We start from the raw sequence: 8470 nt of genomic DNA on the forward strand, positions 1-8470 counted from the left end.
CGCCCGCCCGGCCGGCCTCGTCATCCCCGCGGCCGGGATCGACGCCGGCGGCGTCGGGACCCTCGGCCTGGACGAGATCGGCGAGCTCCAGGCGCCGGCCACGCCGAACGACGTCGGCTGGTACCGCGACGGGGCCACCCCCGGTGACCCGGGCACAGCGGTCCTCGTCGGCCACGTCGACTCCTACCGCGGGCCCGGCGTCTTCTGGCACCTGCGCAACCTGCGGCCCGGCGACACCATCGACGTCCCCCGCAGCGACGGCACCGTCGCGCACTTCGGTGTCGACGCGGTCGAGACCGTCGACAAGGACGCCTTCCCCTCCGAGCGCGTCTACGCCCCGACGCCGGGCCCGTCCCTGCGGTTGATCACCTGCGGCGGGCCCTTCGACCGGTCGGCGCGCTCCTACGAGGACAACGTCGTCGTCTTCGCCTCGCCCCGCTGAGCGCCCGCGGGGGATGCTGCGCGGCGTGGACATCCGCCCCGCCCGGGACGAGGACGCCGAGTCCGCGGCCGCAAACGCGGCCGTCGTGGCCGAGGAGGGGTCGATCGGCGCGCAGCCGCCCGTCGACCTCGCTGCCCGCGCCGCATCACTGCGCACACTCCTGGCCGACCCCGGGCGCGGCGGGGCGTGGGTGCTCTGCGACGGCGGGCGGGTGGTGGGCACGACGACGGCGCTCGAGCGCGTCGCCGGCGTCCTCACGCTGGCGATGATGCTGCTGCCCGAGGCCCGGGGCCGTGGCGGCGGCCGCGCCCTGCTCGACGCGGTCCTCGAGCACGGCCGGAGCTCCGGGGCGCACAAGGTCGATCTCGAGGTGTGGCCGGACAACGGCCGGGCGATCGCGCTCTACGCGGCGGCGGGCTTCGTCGTCGAGGGCCTGCGCGCCCGGCACTACCGGCGACGGGACGGCACGCTGCGCTCCTCGCTGATCATGGCGCGGCGGCTCGACGCACCCTGAGGCGGCCGTTCGAGGGAGAACGTTGACGCACCGTGATCGCCGACGGGATGATTCCGACGATCATTCCCCGGACGGACCACCGTGAGTCGCGAGGAGACCTCGATGCGCAGCAACCTGTTCGCCCCGGAGAACCAGGAGCAGGAGTCCACGCAGCCCGGTCTGCGTCTCCAGAACTCGAAGATGCTCAAGATCGAGCTCGACGGCGAGGCGATGGCCCGCCAGGGCTCGATGGTGGCCTACCAGGGCGACGTGCGCTTCGAGGCCAAGGGCTCGGGCAGCGTCGGCAACTTCGTCAAGCAGAAGCTCACCGGCGAGGGCGTGCCCCTCATGCGGGTGTCCGGACGCGGCGACGTCTTCCTCGCGAACGCCGCCTCCGACGTCCACCTCATCGACCTCGAGGGACCGGACGACGCGCTGACGATCAACGGGAAGAACGTCCTCGCCTTCGACCCGACGCTCTCCTACGACATCCAGATGGTCTCCGGCGCCGGCTCCATCGGCGGCGCGGGCCTGTTCAACTGCGTGTTCCGTGGCCGGGGCCGGCTCGCGATCACGTGCAAGGGATCACCGGTGGTGCTGACGGTCGACGCCCCGACCTACGCGGATCCGCAGGCGGCGATCGCGTGGTCGGCCGGGCTGCAGGTCGGCGTCCAGCGTGCGGAGCAGTTCGGGCTCGGCACGCTCATCGGCCGCACCACCGGTGAGGCCTGGACCATGTCCTTCGGCGGGCGCGGGTTCGTCATCGTGCAGCCCTCCGAGGAGGTGCCGCTCAGCGCGATCGCCGGTACCGGCGGCGGGGACCAGAGCGGCGTCGGCGGGGTGAGCGGGATCCTCGGCGGCTTCCTGCGCTGAGCCGCAGGTGAACGGATTCCGTCGTCCCGACGTCGACGTCCGTTCACGTGTGGAGCTGGCGACGCACCGTCTCCGGACCCGCGGCCAACAGCAGCGTCGGGAGCCGGGGGCCGGTGTCGGAGCCGACGAGCAGCCGGTAGAGCAGCACGAAGAAGCGCCGCTGGGCGGCCTTGAGCTCGTCGGTGGGCTTGGTGTCGAGCGGCAGCCCGGCCTGGAGCTTCGGCACGCCGTAGACGAGCGTCGTCAGGCCCTCGAGCGACCAGTCCTGCTCCAGCCCCTCGAGCAGGATCCGCAGCGACTCGCGGTCGGTGTCGTCGAGCGAGGCCAACAGCTCCGTGTCGGGGGCGGCGAGCAGCCGGGTGTGGGACTCCTCGGGCATGTAGTGCTCGACCCAGTGCTCGGCGCAGTCCAGCCGGGGGCGCAGGTCGTCGAGCGTCACCGGCTCCTCCGGGTCGCTCGCGACCAGGCCGGTGAGGATGCGCCCGAGCTGCTGCGGGTCGCCGGTGGTCACGTCGACGACCGAGGTCAACGTCCGGAACGAGACCGGCTGCGGCGTCGTCGGCAGGGTCCGCTCCGCCGTGGCCACCGAGCGGGCGTGCCCGAGCGCCTCGATCGCACCGGTCGTCCCGGCCGTGACCTTGCGCGAAAGCGCGTCCCACTCGTCGTAGAGCCGGGAGAGCTCGGCGTCGAAGGCGACCTTGATGGCCTGGTTCGGGCGGCGGCGGGCGTAGAGCCAGCGCAGCAGCGGCGCCTCGAACACCTCGAGCGCCGACGACGGCGTCGGGACGCCGCCCTTCGACGACGACATCTTCGCCTGCCCGGAGATGCCGACGAACGCGTACATCGGCCCGATCGGCTGGTGCCCGCCGAAGATCTCGGACACGAGCAGCCCGCCGACCTCGTACGACGAGCCCGGCGACGAGTGGTCCACCCCGGACGGCTCGAAGTCGACGCCCTCGTACGCCCACCGCATCGGCCAGTCGACCTTCCAGACGAGCTTGCCGCGCGTGAACTCGCGCAGCAGCACCGTCTCGGACGACCCGCACGCGCAGGTGAAGGTCATCTCGGTGGTCGCGTCGTCGTAGGCGGTGATCGTGGTGTCGTCCGTGCCGCACGCGCCGCAGTAGGGCTTGTAGGGGAAGTACTCCCCCGACGCCGAGCCGCCGCCCGCGTCGTCGTCGAGGTCCACACCGGCGTCCCCGGCCGGCTCGGCAGGCCGCTTCGTCCGGAACCGGCCGAGCACCTCGTCGATCCGGGCCCGCTCGCGCATCGCGAGCAGGGTCGGCTCGACGTAGGCGCCGGAGGTGTACATCTGCGTCTGCGACACCCCGCGGAACGGGACGCCGAGCCGCTCCAGCGCGTCGATCATCGGGGCCTTGAAGTGCTCGGCCCAGTTCGCGTGGTCGCTGCCCCGGGGCGCCGGCACCGACGTCAGCGGCTTGCCGATGTGCTCGGCCCACGAGTCGTCGATGCCCTCGACGCCCTTGGGCACCCGGCGGAAGCGGTCGAAGTCGTCCCACGAGATGAGGTGCTCGCACGGGATGCCCCGGCGGCGGATCTCGTCGGCGACGAGGTGGGGGGTGAGGACCTCGCGCAGGTTCCCGAGGTGGATCGGGCCGGACGGCGAGAGCCCGGAGGCGCACACGACGGTGCGGCCCTCGCCGCAATCGTCCAGGTCGCCAGCTTCCTTCCGGGCCGCGGCGATCACCTCGTCGGCGAGGGTGGCCACCCAGTCCTGCGAGGTGGACTCGGCCTCGCCCCCGCCCCCACCGCGGCGCCTGCTCATGGCCGGTCCCTCACCGGGTTCGTCAGGGTGCCGATGCCCTCGACGGTCACCGAGACGGTCTGCCCCTCGACCATCGGCCCGACCCCGGCGGGGGTGCCGGTGAGGATGGTGTCGCCGGGCAGCAGCGTCATGACCCGGCTGATGTACGCGATCTGCTTCTCGATGCCGTGGATGAGCATGCTCGTCCGGGACTTCTGCACGGTGGCGTCGTCGAGGACGGTCTCGATCGCGAGGTCGGAGGGGTCGAGGGACGTCTCGATCCACGGCCCGAGCGGGCAGAAGCTGTCGTAGCCCTTGGCCCGGGTCCACTGCCCGTCGGCGGACTGCAGGTCGCGGGCGGTGACGTCGTTCGCGACCGTGTAGCCCAGCACCACGTCGCGGGCGCGCGCCTCGGCGACGTCGCGGCACGGCACGCCGATGACGACGGCCAGCTCGCCCTCGTAGTCGACCCGCTGCGAGTCCGGCGGCCGCATGATCGGCAGGCCGGGACCGATCACCGTCGTCGAGGGCTTGAGGAAGATCAGCGGGTTGGCCGGGGCGTCGCCGCCGCCCATCTCCGCGACGTGCTCGGCGTAGTTCTTGCCGATGCAGACGACCTTCGAGGGCAGGATCGGGGCGAGCAGCCGGACGTCGGCGAGCGGCCAGGTCCGGCCGGTGAAGGTCGGGTCACCGAAAGGGTGCTCGGCGATCTCCGCGCACACGTCCCCCGCGGTGGGTTCCCCGCCTCCCGTGGTCGGCGACTGGAGAGCCGCGAAGGAGACACCGTCGGCGTGGGCGATCCGGGCGAGACGCACGGTCACCAACCCTATCCCCGGCGGCGTGCGCGACCCCGGACCGCTACCGGGACCGGCGGCGCAGGTCACCCGCGGCGACCGGTTCCTCGGTGTCCACCCAGCGCCACGGCTCGAGCAGCGCCCGGCCGAGCTCGCGGTTGAGGGCCTCGAACGCGGCCGGGCGCAGCGCGGCGACCCACACCCCCTGGTCCGACCACGTCCATGCGAGCCGCGGCGCGTCGGGATCGAGGGTGTGCAGGGCGCGGGCGACCGCGACGTGCAGGACGGTGCTCAGGTACTTGTCGTCGCCGCGGTAGTCGAGGGTCTGCTCGCCGTCGGGACCCTCGCCGCGCCCGACGGCCACCCGCACCCGGGTCGGCACCGCGCCGGCGTCGTCGTGGTCGGAGCGCCGGACGTCGAGCAGCCGCACCCGGCGGTCGTCGCCGGCGAGCCGGTCGAGGTCCTCGACCTGCTCGGTGAGCGTGTCCGCGAACTGCTCGACGTGCGAGTCGTGGAAGGCGAGCGCGGCCAGGTGGTCCTCGGGGCGGAGACCGGGGTGCCAGTAGTCGATCTCACCGATCGCGGAGAGGACGGCGTCGAGGGTCACCGGCTCGCCGTGGTCGGCGACGCCCTCCATGAGGTCCGCGGCGCGGGGGGTGCGCGGGGCGAAGAGGCCGGCTCGCTCGGCGACCGCGACGACGTGGGCGAGCGCCGCTCGTCCGGACACCGAGAGTTCCGGGGGTGGCCGGTCCTCCCGGTCCTGCGGGTCCTCGGTGGGTGGGGGGCCGAGCGGCGCGGGACCCGGCGCGGGTGTCCGGGGCCGCCGCGGGCCGGCGCCCCACCCGCCGAGCGGGCCGGAGTTCCGCGCCGTCCGGGCCTCACGCCCGCGCTGGGCATGGCGCAGCGCGACGATCGAGAACCCGACGAGCACCACCCCGGCCAGGACGAACATGGCGGTGCCCGGGGCGCCCATCTCGACGTCCTCGCGCCCGAGGACGACGAAGTAGACCGCGACCCCGAGGCCGCACGCTCCCCAGAGGACCGCGAGGAGGTCGTCGAGCGACGGACCCCGCATTCCGGTCAGGCCAGGCTGCGCGTCCCCGCCGCGGACGAGACGAGGGCGGCGAGCCGGTCCCCGACGGCGTGCGTGCCGCCCGGGCTCTGGTGGTCGCGGGTGGCGAGGTCGAACGCCACGGCGGCCTCGACCCGGCGGGCCAGCTCGGGCTCGCCGAGGTGGTCGAGCAGGAGCGCGACCGAGAGCACCGCGGCCGTCGGGTCGGCGATGCCCTTGCCCGCGATGTCCGGGGCGGAGCCGTGGACGGGCTCGAACATGCTGGGGTTGGCCCGGCTGACGTCGAGGTTGCCCGACGCCGCCAGCCCGATGCCCCCGGTCACGGCGGCCGCGAGGTCGGTGAGGATGTCGCCGAAGAGGTTGTCGGTGACGATCACGTCGTACCGGCCGGGGTCGGTGACCAGGTGGATCGTCGTCGAGTCGACGTGCTGGTAGTCGACGGCGACCTCGGGGTGCTCGAGCGAGACCTCCTCGACCACGCGGGACCACAGCGAGCCGGCGTGGGTCAGGACGTTCGTCTTGTGCACCAGCGTCAGCTTGCGACTGGGGCGGTTGCTGGCGCGGGTGAACGCGTCCCGCACGACCCGCTCCACGCCGAACGCGGTGTTGATGCTGACCTCGGTGGCGATCTCCTGCGGGGTGTCCTTGCGCAGCAGGCCGCCGGTGCCGGCGTAGGGGCCCTCGGTGCCCTCGCGGACCACGACGAGGTCGATCTCCGGCTGGGCGCTCAGGGGCCCGCGGACGCCGGGGTAGAGCCGGGCGGGCCGCAGGTTGACGTGGTGGTCGAGCTCGAAGCGCAGGCGCAGCAGCAGCCCGCGCTCGAGGATGCCGCTCGGGACCGAGGGATCGCCGACGGCGCCGAGGAGGATCGCGTCGTGGTCGCGCAGCTCCGTGAGCACCGACTCCGGGAGCAGCTCCCCGGTCGAGTGCCAGCGGGCGGCGCCGAGGTCGTAGTGCGTGGACTCGATCTGCGGCGCGACCTCCGCGAGGACCTTCAGCGCCTCCCCGACGACCTCGGGCCCGATGCCGTCGCCGGGAACCACTGCGAGTCGCATGACCAGACTTCCTCCCCCGACGGGTCGACCTCGATGGTGCGACCGGGCTCACCTGCGGTGGAGGCTACCGCGCGTGTCGGACGCTCTCCCCACCGGATCACCCGCGTGATGGTCGCGGACGGCCCCTCTCACCCGATCGGGGCCCCTCCGGCGGTCAGCCGAAGGGGATCGAACGGGTGGTGCGGGCCCCGAGCGCCTGCCCGATCGGGGCGAGGACGTCGTCGGGGACGGCCTGGTCAACGCGCAGGAGCATGACCGAGGAGCTCTGGTCGCGGGTCTGCGACATCTGCGCGGCCTCGATGTTCACGTTCGATTCCCCCAGCAGGGTGCCGACCGTGCCCATCGCGCCCGGCCGGTCGGTGTACTCGAAGAGCACCACGTGCCCCTCGGCCCGGATGTCGAACGAGCGCCCGTTGATCTCGACGAGCTTCTCCACCTGGTCGGCGCCGGTCAGCGTGCCGGAGACCGTGACCGGGTCGCCGCCGTCGGGGACGGCGCGCAGGGTGACGACGCTGCGGTGGTTCGGGCTCTCGCTCGCCGTCTCGACCTCGACGCTCACCCCGCGCTCGGCGGCGAGCGCGGGCGCGTTGACGAAGGTGACCGGCTCGTCCACGACCTCGCCGAAGATCCCGCGCAGCGCGGCCAGCTCCAGCACCCCGACGTCCTCCGCCGCGAGCTCGCCGCGGACCTGCACGGTGATGCTCGACGGCTGCCCGGCCAGGGTGGAGAGCAACGTCCCCAGCTTCTGGGTGATGCCCAGCCAGGGCCGGACCTCCTCGCCGACGACGCCGCCCTGGACGTTCACCGCGTCGGGCACGAAGTCGCCGTGCAGGGCGCGCAGGACGCTGTGGGCGACGTCGGTGCCGGCGCGGTCCTGGGCCTCGGCGGTGGAGGCCCCGAGGTGCGGGGTGGCCGTGACCTGCTCGAGCTCGAACAGCGGGCTCGTCGTGGTCGGCTCGGTGACGTAGACGTCGACGCCGGCCCCGGCGACGTGGCCGGAGCGGATCGCCTCGGCGAGCGCCTCCTCGTCGACGAGCCCGCCCCGGGCGGCGTTGACGACGATGACGCCGGGCTTCGTCTTCGCCAGCGCCTCCTTGCCGATCAGGCCCTGGGTCTCCGGGGTCTTCGGCAGGTGGATCGTCATCATGTCCGCGCGGGAGAGCAGCTCGTCGAGGGACACGAGCTCGATGCCGAGCTGGGCCGCGCGGCTCTGCGGCAGGTAGGGGTCGTAGGCGATCACGTGGGCGTCGAACGCCGAGATGCGGCTGGCGAAGAGCTGGCCGATCTTGCCCAGGCCGATCACGCCGACCGTCTTGCCCTGGATCTCGACGCCGGAGTACCGCGACCGGGCCCACTCGCCGCGGCGCAGGGCGGCGTCGGCGGCGGGGATGTGGCGGGCGGTGGCGAGCAGCAGCGCGAGGGCGTGCTCGGCGGCGGAGACGATGTTGGAGGTCGGTGCGTTGACGACCATGACGCCCGCGGCGGTGGCCGCCGGGACGTCGACGTTGTCCAGGCCGACCCCGGCCCGCCCGACGACGGCGAGGTGGGTCTGGGCGGCGAACACCTCGGCGTCGACCTGGGTGGCGCTGCGCACGAGGAGCGCGTCGGCGTCGCGCACGGCCTCGAGCAGTGCGGCGCGGTCGGTGCCGTCCACCTGACGGATCTCGACCTCGTCGCCGAACACCTCCAGCGTCGACGGCGCGAGCTTCTCGGCCATCAGGACGACGGGCTTGGCGTTCGGCGTGGACACGGTGTGCGGCGCTCCTGGGTCGGCGGCGGGGCGGGCACGCCGAGACTCCGACGGTGAGCACGTCGGCGTGCTGGTGGGCCATCGTGCCCACGGTCACACGACCTTATCGGCCCCTTTGTGGTCCAGCTCTCACCGTCCTCGGCGTGCGTGCCCCCTCGCCGCCGTGCCAGCAACGGCACGTTCCTGGCGTCCAACGTCAGAACGGCGCCGTTCACCCCCCGGGCCC

General features: G+C 73.5%; 8 protein-coding genes. 3 read left to right on the plus strand and 5 right to left on the minus strand.

Translation table 11 applies throughout. The features are described 5' to 3' along the window. From AC0CYZ_RS06750 to AC0CYZ_RS06760, 3 genes are all read left to right on the plus strand, one after another. Positions 1-442 (plus strand): class F sortase (locus tag AC0CYZ_RS06750; protein WP_472213585.1); only part of this gene is annotated, 442 nt, incomplete at its 5' end. Positions 443-467: 25 nt separating this feature from the next. Then, on the plus strand, positions 468-956 hold the full coding sequence (locus AC0CYZ_RS06755; RefSeq protein WP_472213587.1) for a GNAT family N-acetyltransferase: 489 nt from the start codon (positions 468-470) through the stop codon (positions 954-956). A gap of 102 nt (positions 957-1058) precedes the next feature. Beyond that, the gene (locus tag AC0CYZ_RS06760; RefSeq protein ID WP_472213589.1) at positions 1059-1808 is read left to right on the plus strand and encodes an AIM24 family protein; all 750 of its coding nucleotides are present in this window, start codon (positions 1059-1061) and stop codon (positions 1806-1808) included. A gap of 43 nt (positions 1809-1851) precedes the next feature. Here AC0CYZ_RS06760 and lysS read toward each other — a convergent pair whose 3' ends face one another. The 5 genes from lysS to serA form a co-directional block, all read right to left on the minus strand. Continuing rightward, positions 1852-3594: a lysine--tRNA ligase gene (lysS, locus tag AC0CYZ_RS06765; protein WP_472213591.1), complete on the minus strand. Its 1743-nt coding sequence runs from the start codon at positions 3592-3594 to the stop codon at positions 1852-1854. Then, a complete protein-coding gene (locus tag AC0CYZ_RS06770) occupies positions 3591-4388 on the minus strand; it encodes a fumarylacetoacetate hydrolase family protein (protein ID WP_472213599.1) in 798 nt (265 codons plus the stop codon). The genes lysS and AC0CYZ_RS06770 overlap by 4 nt, the downstream gene beginning before the upstream one ends. 43 nt (positions 4389-4431) lie before the next feature. Further along, positions 4432-5442, minus strand: coding sequence for a hypothetical protein (locus tag AC0CYZ_RS06775; protein WP_472213593.1), 1011 nt, complete (start codon positions 5440-5442; stop codon positions 4432-4434). A 5-nt stretch (positions 5443-5447) separates the two neighbouring features. Next, positions 5448-6494: a 3-isopropylmalate dehydrogenase gene (locus tag AC0CYZ_RS06780; RefSeq protein ID WP_472213595.1), complete on the minus strand. Its 1047-nt coding sequence runs from the start codon at positions 6492-6494 to the stop codon at positions 5448-5450. Positions 6495-6648: 154 nt separating this feature from the next. After that, positions 6649-8244: a phosphoglycerate dehydrogenase gene (serA, locus tag AC0CYZ_RS06785; RefSeq protein WP_472213597.1), complete on the minus strand. Its 1596-nt coding sequence runs from the start codon at positions 8242-8244 to the stop codon at positions 6649-6651. Positions 8245-8470: the final 226 nt, after the last annotated feature.

The organism is Actinomycetospora sp. (assembly GCF_055612215.1).